We start from the raw sequence: 15,336 nt of genomic DNA on the forward strand, positions 1-15,336 counted from the left end.
CTACAAATCACGCTTTTTCAGTAGTAGGTAAGATAAATAAATGAAGATTACTGTCCAGCCTATGACGATGAGCATTTCATACCAGTGTACATGATAGTTGGCTCCCAAATCTGCTCCGAGTTGTTTTGCAGCAGATTTTATAACATTTAACCGTGTAATCGGTTCGTCGATAAGATTATACATTGACCTTAGTGGAAAGAACCCGGTCACCCAGTCGGCCATTCCATTTTTTGTTCCAAAAACTTTTTGTTCCAAAACTACGATGGCAATTATTTCGATTATTTGCCAGATAAAAAGAAAGCCAAGGGCAAAGGCAGACCTTTTTACCAGAACACCGAGAAAAAGACAAAAGGAGAAGAACGCTGTAAGCTTTAAGAAAAAGGCCAAAATAAATTCAAGATCGGAAAATATGATGGAAACTTCGTTGAAATCAGAATATAACAATCCTAAAATTAAGGAGACAACAAAAATAAATATGGTAGAAATCAATGCAAAAACCAGGACCGTCAAAAACTTGGAAAGCACGAACTCCTTTTTCGACAAGCCATCAATAAGGTTTTGTTTAATGGTCTTGTTACTATATTCATTGGCCATCATCGATACGATGACTATTGCCAAAAAGAGTTTGAACCATGCAACAAAATAGGTGTTGAAGTGCCAGATGTAGGGGAAGTTAAAGATGCCTTGATCTGCCAATTGGAAATGAATATCTCCAAAGTCAAATTTGATCATCGATACGAGAGCAATTGAAGTAATAAGTAGAAAATAAGTAAATATCAATATTCTACTTGACCTATTGTTCCAGAGTTTAATGAATTCAATTTGTAATAAACGCGCCATAGCAAGTATTAATTGGACTGGTTTTTAGTCAAAGTGAGAAACTGTTCTTCTAGACTTTCTTTTCTTTTTACCAATTGGGAAAGAATTATTCCTTTTTCAAATAACATTTTGTTGAGTGCATCGGCATCCAAAGCTTCGGTAAGGAAGGCGGTGATTAGTCCGTTTTCCTTTTTAATTTCCCCGAAACTGGTATTGTTCTCTAAAAAGGAAAGTAGTGCCGCGGTTTGGGTAGACCGTAGTTCAAAAAAGCCGTGACTGGCCAACATTCCATCAACAGAACCGGCATACAGTTTTTCGCCTTTTCTAAGAATAACGACATGGCTGCAGACTTTTTCTACTTCATCCAATAAATGTGACGCCAATAGAATAGTTGTGCCCTGGGAAGCTACAGTTTTGATGATTTCCCGTATTTGGTGAATTCCTTGTGGGTCCAACCCATTGGTGGGTTCATCAAGAATTAAAATTTCAGGATCGTTGAGCAGTGCCGAAGCAATAGCCAAACGTTGTTTCATTCCCAAAGAATAGGTTTTGAATTTACTCTTCTTACGATCTAATAAGCCTACGAGTTCTAGTTTTTTGTCAATATTTTCTTGAGACACATCCTTAATTTTGCATACCAGTTTTAGGTTCTGCTCTGCAGTCATATACGGATAAAAATTAGGACGCTCAATAATGGCCCCGACCTTTTTTAGTGCTTCATGTGTTGAGGTGTGCCCGTCGAACCAACTAAAATCACCTTGGGTTCTATTAACGACGTTGAGCACTATACCTAGCGTCGTAGACTTGCCACTGCCGTTAGGTCCTAAAATGCCGTAAACGTTTCCTTTTTCAATGGTAAAGGATAAATTTTTAACGGCCGTTAACATTCCAAATTTTTTGGTGAGGTTGTTTACGGTTAGTATGGTTTTCAAAAGCAGTATATTTTATGATAATGTGACGAACTACTTTTGTGTTTGTTACAATTAATGGGAAATAAAAGAGGAACAGGCTTGTTAAATTAATGTTTTTTGACCCTAATGGTTATTCTTCTGTTGGTAATAATTGTTCTTGGATTTTCGAGAAGGGTAATGGTCGCATCGTCTGGTTCACCATCGCCATTGTTATCGGAGTTAGTGCTATTGGTGGGGTCGTCAGAGGTATCGCTAATTTCGAAACCATTGGGCAATAAGGCATTAACGGTTGCCGAATTCGTAACTTGAAAAGCACTTATGTCGGAGGAGGAAATAGTATGTTGTAAAAGCACTGTTGTAGTACCTCCAGGAGCAAGACTGGCTATATTGGCAGGAGTTATGCTGCCCGAATCGGCAATAGGGTCGTTTACCGAGATGTTAGTAAGTGTATTCGGCCCTTCATTGGTAACAACCAATTCATAGGTCATTACTTCGCCTAAAGCATCATAGGAACCATCAGGCGAAGGGACCACTTTTTTTGTCAAAGTAACTTCGTTGTTAGTGATGTTCACTGTTTCTGAAAGATCATCCGCAGTGGTATTGCTGTCGATTTGGTTTTGGGAATTTGTTACGGAATTGGTGTACGAGCTTATCGTTGTATTATATAAAAGCTCATCGGCCTGTACCTCTAGAATAATCGAGACCAACTGTCCTTGGGTCATTGTTCCAATATCCCAAATGGGAGCGCTCCAAGCACCTACACTTGGACTGGCTGATAAAAGTGTCAGTCCAGCAGGAATATTATCCGTTATTTTGAGGTTGGTCACATCGTTTACGCCCAAACTTTCAACGGTAATCGTAAACGTTACTATGTCACCTTCTAAAATCGTATTCTTATCGGCGGTTTTTTTAACAACAATATCCGGTAAACAATAATAGGCGGCAATGGGTTGTGAATCATAGGTACATCCGCCTTTTGTAACCCGTACGAAGTAATCGCCTGCCTCATTGGGCGTGTAACTTGAAAAAATTGCACCGGGTACAATAGTACCGTTTTGATACCATTGATAGGCATCAAAGTTGGCATCTACGACCTGTATAATAGAACCGGGAAGGCAACCACCTCCGTTAACTTGCAAGTCAACTGCGGGAACGGTATCAAAGCCTGAGAAATAACCGGCAATACCGCGAGCGCCATTGAATCCTAAAAAACCGACCGCAATGGGCCCAGTTGATTGAACAGAGACGTTTCCCGTTAGACCGGCAACATAAAATGTCTTCCAATCAGGCGAACCCGTTACGGGCGTTGCCGAGGGCAAGGTTACTGAACCGTTACCATCGGTTACACTAATATTGGCATCGGGGGTGGAAGTAGAGGCAATGATGGTGACACCACCGTTCATAGTGATTCCGGCAGCATTTTGAATATCTGGAATGTTATTTAGGTTATCGGGCAAAAGACAGTTAACGGGGGCAACGAAATTGAGTCCCACGGTCACTATCGAGCTACCCCCGGCCAATAGTTGATAGGCGTAGGCATCTTTAGAGGTTGTTACAAACATGTTTCCCCCGGCCGATGAACTTGAATAATTGCTTTCAGGAATCTCAAAGTAGTCACCATTGTTTATTGTGGCAATCGGCGTGGTCGAGCCGTTTACAAAAATAGCAGTGTTGTTCTGGGTGCCTATAATAATGGGTTTTTCGGTGTCACTGACCCCGTTGCCCCGAATAAAAACATATTCTTTTCCAATTCTATTTTGGGGTACGGGCTGGTCTATGGCAGCATCTCTACTGCCATTGCCCGTTCTTACGCCAATGTTGAGTCCACCATTACTAATGACTATATTTTTAGTAGATTGTATGGTAGCCCCTAACCACCCGTCTACATTGGCAGTTGTTTGTTTGACGTACGCTTCCATTACAAAAGTTTCATTGGCATCCAAGGTTACTTGGTAGGTGTTCGCCGTAATACCTCCGGCATTGTTTTGCAGTCTAAATTCGCAATTGGGATCATACCCATATATGTCTACCACGGTATTATCTTCGGTAGCCATAATACCGACCGTATTGGTCAAACTGTTTTGGGAGGCCCTATTTGGGATACCTCCCCATTTGAATAAGGTTCCCATTGCTTGCCTGCCTTTACTGGTGAGTGATGTTGATTGTGAATTGGAGCTTCCCCGGTAATTTACATAAAACTTTTCTCCTCCTGTAGATTCAAAACGTAAGCCACTACCGGTAAGTACTATTCCAGTGTTGGCATTTGTTACCAATGTAATTTCATTATCGCCATTTGCCAAATAGTAGGTTACAGGTGTAGCATTTGATAACGACAGGGTCGCAATGGCCGCAGGGTTTGTACCTTGGTATACATTTACGTTAAATGTCCCTGTTTCAGGAGTTGACAAATAAACCGCCTGTTCTCTGATAGCTTGGTTATTGCCCCCTTGTTTAAGAGGCGGCAGATAGTGTAAATCGCTCAATTGAGCGAATACCGAGTGACTGAAAGCAAATAAAAATATGACTAAAAGGTATCTGATTTGGGGGGTTCGCAACACAATCGCTCAATTATAGATGTCAATTGGGCGCAAATGAAAAGATATATCATCAACAGCAAAAAAAAATGTTGCCAAAGCTCATTTTTCTGTGGTTTTTTTGGGAAAAATTAAGTTTAAAATCAGTCTTTTTTTAGATAGAAATGGCTATTTTGCTAGAAACTATCCCAATATGTCAGAAGAGCGATTAATGTCGAAGAAGAAGCCAACGTATCCCGTGAGCTCGAAGTTAGACGCTTACCTGGATAACTATAACCGTAAAATTGAGATCCCCATTTTTTATGAAGATTTATTACGATTTGCCGGGTCGGTCGTGGTTTATGATGCTGATGAAGAAGATACGTTATGGGTGAGGGTATATTATTCCGATTCTGAAAGGCAAGAGATAGATTTGAGCTTGAAAAAAGTATATTCCATTTTGCATTCTGATGGTAGTGATCGTATTTTTCAGTATCTGAACGTGGATGCCGTGGATTATTGCACTTTTGGAAATTCGAAACCGTTTCGCATTCGCGTACGAAATGTTCTGAACGACAACTTCACCTATTTTTATGTCAAGAAAACAGATGCCTCCCGTATTTACGGTTTAGAGCTCGAGCACATGTTGTCACCCTATAACCTTAATTTTTTGGTATGCAAAGATACCCTTATCGAAGAGCATATTGCGGGAATCCCGGGAGACGTTTTTATAAAAGACATGTTGCCGAATTGTACCGAGTCTGAAAAGTCGCAATTGGCCAAAGAATTCGTAAAATTCAATGAACGGTGTATGATTCGTTTGTTGGGAGATATGAGGTCTTACAATTATGTTATTGTGCCAGTTCACGATTTTGACCATGTCGTGTACCGCATACGGGCCATAGACTTTGATCAGCAATGTTTTGAAGGGAAATTAAAGGTGTATCGTCCTCAGTTTTTTAAAGAAAATTTCATTATGGTCGAATTGGTACGGAATAAATTGCAGAATGATTCGGTAGACCAATATAAAATCGAAGAGCGGTCGATAGTGGCAAAACGCATTATTAGTTCGGGAAATCGGATCAAACGCCTGCTCAATTCTGCCAAGGTCGATGATATTTCACTACCCGAAAATATTAAACGATTAAAGGCCGAGATTTATGAGCTTACCTTGGATATGGATTTTAAAAAATGTAAAACCATGGGGCAAGTGCTTAATTTGGCCCTCGATTTTGTGAAAAGGAATTACCAAGATGTAAGTATGAAACAGATTTTAGAGAAAAAAATTAGAATCTAAAAAGCAATTTGTGATGTGCCCAAGAAGCAAAAAGGGTTAGAAGTATATAGCTTCTAACCCATTTATTACTGTCCATTTGTTGGTCAACTTTTCTCTTCCTTATTGAAATAGACGAGATAATAGTACATCTGTCGTTCTTCGTCCCATCCTTTTTCAACAAATTTTTGGGCAGATTCAGGATTGATAAAATCCATTTTAATTTGAATATGGGTGTCTAAATTGATTACGTTTTTCATTTTTTTCCGAGCGTCGGAAACCGCTTTATTGGCGATATCAAAATTGGAAACGTCTTCAATACTATATTTGGGCCCTTTGTCTACTTTGTAATTTTTGAATTCAGGTATAAGTTCTGGGTTTTCCATCACCTCGTTCAAAAAGCTGCTTTCTTCGAAAGCGTCGTTTTTTGCAAAATGATTTACGGCCCGGTTCATAAACAGCACTTCTTGCTGCTTGTCTTCAGCAGGTAAAACCACGTCTTTTGCAAAGTTCTGGCAGAATTTTAGGTAGCTTTTGGTATAAAAATTTTCATCGGTAAGGGCATCGGCCCCCAAGAAATTTTCAATCCAATATTTCGCATCGTAGCGGTTGCTGTCAACTGAGAGCACCTTATAACCCTCTTCTTTGTTTATATTGAATATAAGACAACCCTTGTCTAATTTGTTGATATTGATGCCTTGTTGAATTACGATGTCAAGATTGCTTCCTTTCTCCTCAAATTGAAAGAAATCATGTTTTAGCTCGCTTTTAAAAACCCCTATGGCATCAACTTTTTCATTGTCTAAAAGCGCCCCGCTCAAATAGGCAACATATACTTCACCACTTTTGATGTGTGGGTGGTTCGACTGCTCGAACAAGTGTGTGGCAATCTTCTGCGAATTGGCGTGAATACTAGAAGGGTCGGCAAATGCTTCGGAGACAATTTTATGAATCTCGTTGAATTCGACGTCGACTTCATTTGCCAAACGGAAATAGTTTTCTTCTTTCTCCCGAAACGGCTTAAAAAAATACTCTTTAAGTAATCCTGAGGTTTCATCGTTTAAACGAAAGGGTTCGGCCGATAAAAATATACCTTCACCTTTATTTTTGTTGCCTACGCGATGCAGTGAAAGGCTTTCGATTTGGGTAGCATAAAGATTGATCATAGTGTATGTTCCGTTTTAATTACCAAGGATGGGGAAATCTTCTTTCTTTGGATGTAATGTTTTTTTTGAAATGGAGTTGTGGAAGGTCAGTTCCAATTCTCGTCGAAATCAAAATCATCGTAATTTTCAAAGCTGTTATCCAAATCAACTGTTTTTTCGGCCTCGAAATTCTTTTCTGGCGGAAATTCTGGCAATTCGCCAAAACTAAATAGTACATTTGGGTATGACCTTCCGTCCTCTTTTTCTACGATATCGGCCAATTCGACAAAAAACGTCCACATACTCAAAAAGTCATAGACATATATGAGTTTGGGAGTATGCCGCGTCAGAACATCCTCCAAGAAACTTTCATTCATCAAACGCACATCCGAACCGCCTTCGTTCATATCAAAAAGAGCGATTTCTTCATCTTGGTTCCAATCTGCGTCACAGGTGTAAAAAGATGCCATTTCATTACCATCAAATCCGAAGGACTGGGTAATTGCATTGTGAAATTCTTCCAAAGAATATGCAGCATCAATCTCGATATCTCTAAAGATATCTTCTTCAGCATCTAAAATAACCCTGATTTTATAGATCATTCCCCTTCCATTTTTAGCGAATGCAAAGTTACAAAGTTTTATGACTTGTTTTAGCATAAACCACTTCTAAAACTAAATAATACTGAACGCCAAAAAGTAAGGACGCCATTACCAAGTGTAGTGATTGACTTGAAAAAGGAAAGTCTGCGTAAAACATGACCATGCCGGTAATTATTTCTGCCACAATCAGTAACAATACCCAATTGATTTTTGTGAAACCAAGTTTAAGTGAATAGATCCGATAACCCAGAAATAAATTGAGCCCTACAACAACTATCGAGACTGAACGATGTAAGTAGAACATCAAATCGGGGTTGTGAAGCCATAAATCATTTGTACCAGGGCCCAAAAGATCTATTTGCTCATCGATGAACTGGCGCACTTGGGTACCCAATATTATTTGAACCAAGGTCAAACACAATGCAAAAATCACCCATTTACCAAGAGTGGGGTCATATATAAAAGGCGACTTTGTACCCTTTGAAATAAAAATTAGGTGCAACACCATGGCAACAATAATCAAGGCCATTACCATGTGTATGGTTATTTTGACAGGTTCTAAAACTGAATAGACTACGGTTGCGCCCAGCCAACCTTGAAACCCCATCGCAAAAACCACCAACCAGGAAAGTACGGTTATTTTTTTATGGGTTTTCCAAAATTTTGAGGAGTAAAGGGCCAAAACAAAAGTGGCTAGCCCTGCCAAGGCGCCAAAAAGACGATTGATGTATTCGATCCAAGTATGGGTCGGGTTAAAAATGGCATAATCATGTTTGGTATATTGTTCCCAATTTGTTGGGTTATACGTAGTCGACGTTTTAAAACTGGCCCGGGCAACCTGAAGCGTCTCATCGACGATGATGACTTGTCCTTTTTTTATTGAAATATTAGGATGCCACTCTAATTCGGAAATGTCGGTTGGGGGAATATAATGGCCGAAACACTTTGGCCAATCGGGGCATCCCATGCCGCTGCCGGTCATGCGTACTACCGCACCGGCTACAATGACCAAATACACGAGTATCAGTGAAACTTTTGCTATTTTTCTAAACGTGAACATAGGGCGGTATATCTGCAATACAAAAGTAACCCTACTTGAGGAATATTAAAAAGAAAGGGATGGTTATACTTCGCTTCTTCTGAATAAAAGTTCGTTTTTCTTGAATGACGCTAAACTTCGATCTTTAGTGGAAGATGTGCAATGCAATGCAGCTCTGGCAATGTACTGGTTTAAGCGAAAATTCATGTTGGCAAATGATATAAAAGTGGGTGGTTTTTTTATTGGAAATCAGTGAGGTAAGAATTTTTAGGTAGGTGTCAGCCCCATTCCCTTTCCAAGTTTGAGCATATAGACCCTCGCAGCATCGGGTTCATTAGGAATTTCGCCATTAAGAATCGCTTCTTTAATAGCATCTTTGATGATGCCAATTTCTTTAGAAGGGGATAAATTGAAAGTAGCCATAATTTCTTCTCCACTTACCGGAGGCTGAAAGTTGCGTACATGGTCACGTGCTTCGACCTCTTCAATTTTCTTTCTTACCAATTTAAAATTGTTGGTATACTTTTTTTGTTTTCTTGGATTTTTTGTGGTGATGTCAGCTTCGCAAAGTGTCATAAGATCATCTACATTATCGCCTGCATCAAAAACCAAACGGCGAACAGCCGAATCGGTCACAAAGTCTTCTGAAAGCACAATGGGCCGAGAACTCAATAATACCATTTTTTGAACGAACTTCATTTTGTCGTTTAGAGGTAGGCGCAACCGTTTGAACAATTTATAGACCATTTTAGAACCTACGAATTCATGCCCATGAAACGTCCAACCGTTTTTTTTATGGAACTTTTTTGTCGGTGCCTTACCAATATCATGTAGCAAAGCTGCCCAACGCAACCAAAGGTTATCGGTTGTTTTTGAAATATTATCTACAACTTCTAGTGTATGCCAAAAATTATCTTTGTGTCGTTGGCCTTCAATCTCTTCTATGCCTTCAAGTGCCGTGAGTTCAGGTAAGATAATGGGAAGCAGTTCTGTTTTGTGAAGCAGGGCAAATCCCTTGGATGGCTTTTTGCTTGCAATAATTTTATGCAATTCCTCGACAATACGTTCCTTGCTAACAATTTTGATACGTTCTTTATTCTCCGTTATCGCCTGAAGCGATTCTAATTGTATCGTAAAATTCAATTGGGAAGCAAAACGTATGGCCCGCATCATTCGTAACGGGTCATCGGAATAGGTGACACCCGGCGCCAAAGGGGTTCGTATCATTTTTTGTTCTAAATCGCCAATGCCATCAAAAGGGTCGAGCAAATCTCCTAAATTTGAAGAATTGAGGGAAAGGGCTAAAGCGTTTATGGTGAAATCCCTTCGGTTTTGGTCATCTTCTAAAGTACCGTCTTCCACAACCGGCTTTCTGCTATCGCGGTGATAACTTTCTTTACGGGCACCTACAAATTCAATTTCAAGATCCCCATGCTTTATCATGGCCGTACCAAAATTTTTAAATATAGAAACCTTAGGCTTTCCGGGTAATTTTGATGCCACTTTTCGCGCTAGTTCAATACCACTTCCGATGGCCACTATGTCAATGTCTTTTGGATTTCCCCTTTCCAGCAGGAAATCACGAACGAAACCACCGATGACATAACACTGTACTTGAAGATTTTCGGAAGCTTCTGTAATTATTGAGAAAACAGGGTCTTCAATTGCTTGTTTGTAATTTTTTTGTGGCATTATTCAGATTATGTGGCGAGAGCTGTGCCCTTGGCTACCTTTAAGCCCAGATTATAGGGGTATAAGTGCCTGTTTCAATTAATTTATTCGCGGATTACTTTGACTGTGCCGTCATTTCCTAATTTGATGATCGACGAAGGTTTTCCGTTTTGGTCATTTTGGTGCAAACTTACTACATAGTCTACTCCTTTTAAAATATCAGCGCCTATTTCGCCGAAGGTCATAGGCGTTGGTAAGCCCGATTTATTGGCAGATGTCGATACGAGAGGCTTTTTAAATTTATTGATGAGGTAGCGGCAGAATTTATCGGAGGCTACACGAATGGCAAGGCTATTATCTGAAGCGATCAAATTTTTGGCGACACCTTTGGGCTTGTCATAAATAATGGTTGTTGGTTTTGTGGCAAGGTCCATGATATCGTAAGCCAAATCTGGAACGTGATCCACGTGTTTTTCTAGCATAAAATCGTTGGCAACCAAACAGATGAGCGCTTTACTGTCTTTTCTTTGTTTTAGGTCATATACTTTTTGTACTGCTTGACTATTGGTGGCATCACAGCCAATGCCCCAAACCGTGTCGGTAGGGTAGAGAATAAGGCCACCTTTTTCGAGTATTTCAATACATTTTTGAATTTCTTTAGTCAATTTTAAGAGTATTTAATTGTTAAAAAAAGTTGTTGGGTATTGTCTGACGGATGGATACTATATTATCAAAAAAGTTCGAGAGAACAAATCTTAAATATCGGTAATATACTTTTGCCCGTCCGGCACCTTGGGTAGGGTCATGTAATTACCTATTGTGGTATTGTAACTATCGGGAATGAAATCCATACGCCCATCGGTGGGGTAGAACGTCATTTCGCCAAATAAAATAGCACCATCGATATTGTATAGATCTACGCGTACAAAAGGAAATTTTCCTGCCAGTTTGGTGGCGACCTCTAACATTTCATCGTAGTTTTTTGGTTTCTCGAGTTCTCCGGAAAATGGTTTGATACCTATGGTTGCAAAGTCTAATTTCTGCCAATCACTACTATAGTAACTACGTACATGTCCCGTAGTTCTATCTAAATCTACTTGAACAAACGTAGGACTCCCCGAAAAGCAGAAAAATTTATAGTCATTTATGGCGGCCTTCCCCATTTCCGACAAGTATTTTTCAGCGATCAATCGGGGTTTGACATTTTTATAAGCCCATTCTTGACCTCCTCGGGAATATTGGTTTTTAGACATCCATTTTTTAAATAGGAATCTGGCCTTTGTTCTATTCAGTTTAGATTTATCTTCGACAATGAGGTTAAAATGGTAACCATGAACGGCTTTGATTACAAATTGTTCGGGCAGTTCATCAAAATTAACCGCACTACTACGGTCATAAACCTTGATAAGTTCATTGAGATATTTTGCCCCGACAACTTCTTCAACATATTTGCGAACTTCGTATTTATCTACCAACTGTGTAAGAATGGGGGGTCTGTAGTAGGCCTTCAACCACTGAATTTTTTGATTGAATTCGATGGGATTTTCCAAATCCAACTTTTTTCCGACATAATATTCGTAATATATTTTCAAATAAAAATCGGCAGGAAGGAACTTCATTTTTTTAAGAAGCCCATAAATTATTTTTTTCAGCATAGTTGCCCATAAAAATTGAGAGGAAAGCAAAGATATACAATAAGACTTTTATATTTTTGTCCGACTATGGAGATTCCTAAAATATCTGTTATTGTAAGTACCTATAATTCTGAAGAGTGGTTAAAGAAGGTGCTTTGGGGGTTTAATTGTCAAACTTTCAAAAATTTTGAAGTTGTCATTGCCGATGATGGATCTGGGCCCAAAACCAAGGAGGTAATCGAAAAATATAGCAAAGAGGTTTCTTATCCGATTGTACATGTTTGGCAAGAAGACGAGGGGTTTCAAAAATCACGTATTCTTAACAAAGCTGTAGTTGCCTGCAATGCTTCCTATATTATTATGACCGATGGTGATTGTATTCCGCGGGAAGATTTTGTAGAAGTACATTATATAAACAAGGAAATCGGCTATTTTATATCGGGAGGATATTATATGCTGCCTATGAATATCTCGAAAGCTATTAATTTGTCAGATATTGATCAACAAAATTGTTTTAATATCCAATGGTTGAGGAGTATGGGCATTCCTAAGACATTTAAAAATAACAAGCTGACCGCCAGAGGCTTCATATCAAAATTTTTTAACACGTTTACCCCGACCAATGCAAGTTGGAACGGACATAATTCCTCAGGATGGAAAAAAGATATATTGAACGTAAACGGTTTTGATGAAAGAATGCAATACGGGGGGCAGGATCGTGAATTGGGCGAACGCTTGTTCAACTTTGGTATTAAGTCAAAACAATTGCGGTATAGTGCAGTTTGTGTTCACTTAGATCATAAAAGGGGATATAAAACACCGGAATCTATTGAGAAAAATATGGCTATTCGAAAAGAAACGAAAAAAAGTCGGTCGGTCTGGACCTACTATGGCATCAGTAAATAGTAAGCCAATTCGTTCTTTTTTTCCAATTTTTTAAGTTCACGATAGCGTTCTAAGTCACTCAGGGCGTTTAAATGACAAATGATCATTCCTTTTTTCCCATCCAGGATTCCCAACCTTAGAAAATAATGATTAAAGAATTTCCATGTGGGCTTTATTAGCATGAAAAGGTAATTGAATTTTCGCTCCTTATAAAAATCTTCTTTTGCTTTTAGTCTTCCGTATTTGAGCATTTTTGCTCTATAATCGGTGTAATCTTTATAGCAATAATGAATGAGTTTTTCTTGCATGATACCTGACTCACCATTAACATCTAAAGTTTCATGAACTATTTTTTTATCTGAGAATTTAGCTTTGCTCTTTCTGAAAAGCCTATAGTTTTTGTCTGTTTGCCAGCCGCTGAAGCGTAACAAATCATTTTTGAACATAAATTTTCTATAAAACCAATAGGCAGCGATGTCTGTGCCGTTGTCAAGTGTTGCCTTTATTTCTTCACGAAGGCCATCGGGTACTACTTCATCGGCATCTAAGAACAATACCCAATCATTGGTGGCCTGCTTTAATGCGAATGACTTCTGTGAAGTGAAGTTTTCGAAAGGGTTTTGAATGACTTTTACCTTAGGATGGGTTTGTAAAAATTCAAAAGTACCGTCAGTGCTGTACGAATCTACAACGATAATTTCATCAGCAAATTCAACCGATTCAATACAGTTTTGTATGTAACCCATTTCGTTGAACGTAATGATGACTGCGGATATTTTTTCTGACGAAGTATGCATGGGCTAACAAAGCAATTTTTAATTAATACAAAAGTATAACAAAAAAATGTAGAAAAAATTGTTTATAACAAGTGAAATCCTACAAATTTTTTAAGAATTAAAATTTGTGCATTATAACGATGACGGCAATTATACACTGTCTTTACCTGAGATGCAAAAACTTAAAAATGGTTGGGTGTTTTTTTATTAAATTTTAAAATTGCTTTTTTATTCGCATAAGGCATTTAAGTAAAAACTTAAGCTTTGTCCGCTTTTTGACCAAGTGTCCATTGTTTTTTCCCTGTAATAAGCTGTATGCAATGGCGAGGCAGCCGTTGAGATAGCGAAATATTTACTTCTATTATTCTCTTTGACACTTTCAAGCCATTGTATGGATACTGCAATCGCTTCGGTCTTGTCCTCTAAATAGATTTCATGAGGTTCTAAATTTACTTTGAACCATCCTATGAAATTATTCTTTACTTCAAAAACAACATTTTTGTTTATGAGCAGATTAGAAGGAAGTCCGTCAATGATTTTATAGAAATTTAATCTGAACTTTAAGGAAGTAAAATCGTTTGATGTTATTTTAAAGTTCAGGTCTTTAATATGACAACTGCTTTTTATTTTGAATTTCATACCTACCTCTTTACTCAATCTATCGTCAACATCTTTTTCGTTGTAGCTATAAAAGTTCATATGGGTTAGGCCAAGACCTTTAGAAGAGCGCCCTATTTTTTTTGGTTTCCGTTTAATTTTTGTGGAACTAACAACAACCTCGTTCAATTCAACGCTTTCTGGATGAAGTAAGATGATATTGTGTTTATTGTTTAATTCCGATGTTGCATACTTTTTTGTTCGGAAGCCTACGTAAGAGAAGGTAACTGAATCTTTTTGGGTTGCATTATCGTTTAAAGAAAGACTGAAAAAACCATTTTTATCGGAAACGGTTCCAATTGCCTTGTGCGCAATTCCGATATTAACATAGGGTAGCGGTGCATCATTTTCATAACTTTTTACTACTCCTTCTATATTTTTATGCTGAGGATAACATAGAGAATTTGCCAAGAAAACACAGAAGAATACAAATTTCATCTAATTGCGATTGTTTGATCTACGTTTTTATGAAAATGGGCTGTACCCGAAGCATGTTGTTCTTCTGGTCAGCCCAATGCTCTTTTTGTTTACTCTGCGTAAATCAATAGTTATACGGCTACGTCATACTCACGAAGCGCATCGTTCAATGATGTTTTTTTGTTGGTACTTTCCTTTCGTGTTCCTATAATCAAAGCACAAGGAACTTGAAACTCCCCGGCAGGGAATTTTTTAGTATAACTCCCGGGAATCACTACCGAGCGGGCGGGAACCAATCCCTTGCGTTCAACAGGTTCGTCTCCGGTGACATCTATAATTTTAGTCGAGGCCGTTAGTACGACATTGGCTCCAAGCACAGCTTCCTTTTCTACGCGAACACCCTCGACCACAATACATCGCGAACCGATAAAAGCATTATCTTCTATAATTACCGGGGCAGCCTGCAAGGGTTCCAATACGCCTCCAATACCTACACCGCCACTCAAATGTACATTTTTGCCAATCTGGGCACAGCTGCCTACCGTGGCCCAAGTATCAACCATAGTGCCTTCATCGACGTATGCACCGATATTGACATAACTAGGCATTAAAATCGTGCCGGCGGAAATATAAGCGCCATGTCGTGCTACGGCATGGGGCACTACCCGTATGCCTTTCTCTTTATATCCTTTTTTTAATGGAATTTTATCATGGTATTCAAAAATTCCCGCCTCCAGGGTTTCCATTTTCTGGATAGGAAAGTAGAGCACCACACCCTTTTTTACCCATTCATTGATCTGCCAACCATCGGCGGTAGGTTCTGCACAACGAAGTTTACCGGCATCCAATAAATCAACAACTTGACGAATGGCATCTTGAGTAGCCGTTTCTTTTAACAATTCCCTGTTCTCCCAGGCCTTTTCTATGGTGTTCTTTAATTCATTCATTTTTTGTACTATTAATTTTGACAAATATACACGGGTAGGGTCGGAAT

The 15,336-nt window shown here is 38.9% G+C and carries 14 protein-coding genes; 2 read left to right on the plus strand and 12 right to left on the minus strand.

Going from position 1 to position 15,336, the window contains the following annotated elements; genetic code table 11:
- The 3 genes from AACZ88_RS08550 to AACZ88_RS08560 form a co-directional block, all read right to left on the minus strand.
- Entirely contained in the window at nt 1–840 is an 840-nt protein-coding gene (locus AACZ88_RS08550) for an ABC transporter permease (protein WP_339708921.1), read from the minus strand.
- Nucleotides 841–848: 8 nt separating this feature from the next.
- A complete protein-coding gene (locus tag AACZ88_RS08555; protein WP_339708923.1) occupies nt 849–1,751 on the minus strand; it encodes an ATP-binding cassette domain-containing protein in 903 nt (300 codons plus the stop codon).
- An 86-nt stretch (nt 1,752–1,837) separates the two neighbouring features.
- Complete coding sequence (locus tag AACZ88_RS08560) at nt 1,838–4,213, minus strand: DUF11 domain-containing protein (RefSeq protein WP_339708925.1); 2,376 nt, start codon at nt 4,211–4,213, stop codon at nt 1,838–1,840.
- A 244-nt stretch (nt 4,214–4,457) separates the two neighbouring features.
- Here AACZ88_RS08560 and AACZ88_RS08565 point away from each other — a divergent pair, with 244 nt between their 5' ends.
- On the plus strand, nt 4,458–5,540 hold the full coding sequence (locus tag AACZ88_RS08565; protein WP_339708927.1) for a hypothetical protein: 1,083 nt from the start codon (nt 4,458–4,460) through the stop codon (nt 5,538–5,540).
- 83 nt (nt 5,541–5,623) lie between these two features.
- Here AACZ88_RS08565 and AACZ88_RS08570 read toward each other — a convergent pair whose 3' ends face one another.
- The 6 genes from AACZ88_RS08570 to AACZ88_RS08595 all read right to left on the minus strand — a co-directional run bounded on the left by AACZ88_RS08570 (nt 5,624) and on the right by AACZ88_RS08595 (nt 11,592).
- Complete coding sequence (locus AACZ88_RS08570; protein ID WP_339708929.1) at nt 5,624–6,682, minus strand: nucleoid-associated protein; 1,059 nt, start codon at nt 6,680–6,682, stop codon at nt 5,624–5,626.
- A gap of 86 nt (nt 6,683–6,768) precedes the next feature.
- Complete coding sequence (locus AACZ88_RS08575) at nt 6,769–7,263, minus strand: hypothetical protein (RefSeq protein ID WP_339708931.1); 495 nt, start codon at nt 7,261–7,263, stop codon at nt 6,769–6,771.
- 28 nt (nt 7,264–7,291) lie between these two features.
- Nucleotides 7,292–8,323, minus strand: coding sequence for a COX15/CtaA family protein (locus AACZ88_RS08580; protein WP_339708933.1), 1,032 nt, complete (start codon nt 8,321–8,323; stop codon nt 7,292–7,294).
- 246 nt (nt 8,324–8,569) lie between these two features.
- The gene (locus AACZ88_RS08585) at nt 8,570–9,994 is read right to left on the minus strand and encodes an HD domain-containing protein (protein ID WP_339708935.1); all 1,425 of its coding nucleotides are present in this window, start codon (nt 9,992–9,994) and stop codon (nt 8,570–8,572) included.
- An 83-nt stretch (nt 9,995–10,077) separates the two neighbouring features.
- Nucleotides 10,078–10,638 carry an L-threonylcarbamoyladenylate synthase gene (locus AACZ88_RS08590; protein ID WP_339708937.1) on the minus strand — a complete coding sequence of 187 codons (561 nt, stop codon included), beginning with the start codon at nt 10,636–10,638 and terminating at the stop codon, nt 10,078–10,080.
- Nucleotides 10,639–10,728: 90 nt separating this feature from the next.
- A complete protein-coding gene (locus AACZ88_RS08595; RefSeq protein ID WP_339708939.1) occupies nt 10,729–11,592 on the minus strand; it encodes an ATP-grasp fold amidoligase family protein in 864 nt (287 codons plus the stop codon).
- A gap of 102 nt (nt 11,593–11,694) precedes the next feature.
- On the opposite strand from AACZ88_RS08595, the gene AACZ88_RS08600 reads away from it, so the two are divergent.
- Complete coding sequence (locus AACZ88_RS08600) at nt 11,695–12,513, plus strand: glycosyltransferase family 2 protein (protein ID WP_339708941.1); 819 nt, start codon at nt 11,695–11,697, stop codon at nt 12,511–12,513.
- Here AACZ88_RS08600 and AACZ88_RS08605 read toward each other — a convergent pair.
- The 3 genes from AACZ88_RS08605 to AACZ88_RS08615 all read right to left on the minus strand — a co-directional run bounded on the left by AACZ88_RS08605 (nt 12,495) and on the right by AACZ88_RS08615 (nt 15,289).
- Nucleotides 12,495–13,289, minus strand: coding sequence for a glycosyltransferase family 2 protein (locus AACZ88_RS08605; RefSeq protein ID WP_339708942.1), 795 nt, complete (start codon nt 13,287–13,289; stop codon nt 12,495–12,497). The two genes, AACZ88_RS08600 and AACZ88_RS08605, sit on opposite strands and share 19 nt — an antisense overlap.
- A 207-nt stretch (nt 13,290–13,496) precedes the next feature.
- The gene (locus tag AACZ88_RS08610; RefSeq protein ID WP_339708944.1) at nt 13,497–14,363 is read right to left on the minus strand and encodes a carboxypeptidase-like regulatory domain-containing protein; all 867 of its coding nucleotides are present in this window, start codon (nt 14,361–14,363) and stop codon (nt 13,497–13,499) included.
- 110 nt (nt 14,364–14,473) lie between these two features.
- Nucleotides 14,474–15,289 (minus strand): 2,3,4,5-tetrahydropyridine-2,6-dicarboxylate N-succinyltransferase, encoded by an 816-nt coding sequence (locus AACZ88_RS08615; RefSeq protein WP_339708946.1) that lies wholly within the window; start codon nt 15,287–15,289, stop codon nt 14,474–14,476.
- Nucleotides 15,290–15,336 lie beyond the last annotated feature (47 nt).

This window comes from uncultured Kriegella sp. (genome assembly GCF_963975415.1).
Classification (GTDB): Bacteria; Bacteroidota; Bacteroidia; order Flavobacteriales; family Flavobacteriaceae; genus Kriegella.

What these genes read in the sequence shown, in the direction of transcription:
- AACZ88_RS08550 (WP_339708921.1), bottom strand. Translation starts at nt 840, where the DNA reads ATGGCGCGTTTATTACAAATTGAATTCATTAAACTCTGGAACAATAGG.
- AACZ88_RS08565 (WP_339708927.1), top strand. Translation starts at nt 4,458, where the DNA reads ATGTCAGAAGAGCGATTAATGTCGAAGAAGAAGCCAACGTATCCCGTG.
- AACZ88_RS08570 (WP_339708929.1), bottom strand. Translation starts at nt 6,682, where the DNA reads ATGATCAATCTTTATGCTACCCAAATCGAAAGCCTTTCACTGCATCGC.
- AACZ88_RS08575 (WP_339708931.1), bottom strand. Translation starts at nt 7,263, where the DNA reads ATGATCTATAAAATCAGGGTTATTTTAGATGCTGAAGAAGATATCTTT.
- AACZ88_RS08580 (WP_339708933.1), bottom strand. Translation starts at nt 8,323, where the DNA reads ATGTTCACGTTTAGAAAAATAGCAAAAGTTTCACTGATACTCGTGTAT.
- AACZ88_RS08585 (WP_339708935.1), bottom strand. Translation starts at nt 9,994, where the DNA reads ATGCCACAAAAAAATTACAAACAAGCAATTGAAGACCCTGTTTTCTCA.
- AACZ88_RS08595 (WP_339708939.1), bottom strand. Translation starts at nt 11,592, where the DNA reads ATGAAGTTCCTTCCTGCCGATTTTTATTTGAAAATATATTACGAATAT.
- AACZ88_RS08600 (WP_339708941.1), top strand. Translation starts at nt 11,695, where the DNA reads ATGGAGATTCCTAAAATATCTGTTATTGTAAGTACCTATAATTCTGAA.
- AACZ88_RS08605 (WP_339708942.1), bottom strand. Translation starts at nt 13,289, where the DNA reads ATGCATACTTCGTCAGAAAAAATATCCGCAGTCATCATTACGTTCAAC.
- AACZ88_RS08610 (WP_339708944.1), bottom strand. Translation starts at nt 14,363, where the DNA reads ATGAAATTTGTATTCTTCTGTGTTTTCTTGGCAAATTCTCTATGTTAT.
- AACZ88_RS08615 (WP_339708946.1), bottom strand. Translation starts at nt 15,289, where the DNA reads ATGAATGAATTAAAGAACACCATAGAAAAGGCCTGGGAGAACAGGGAA.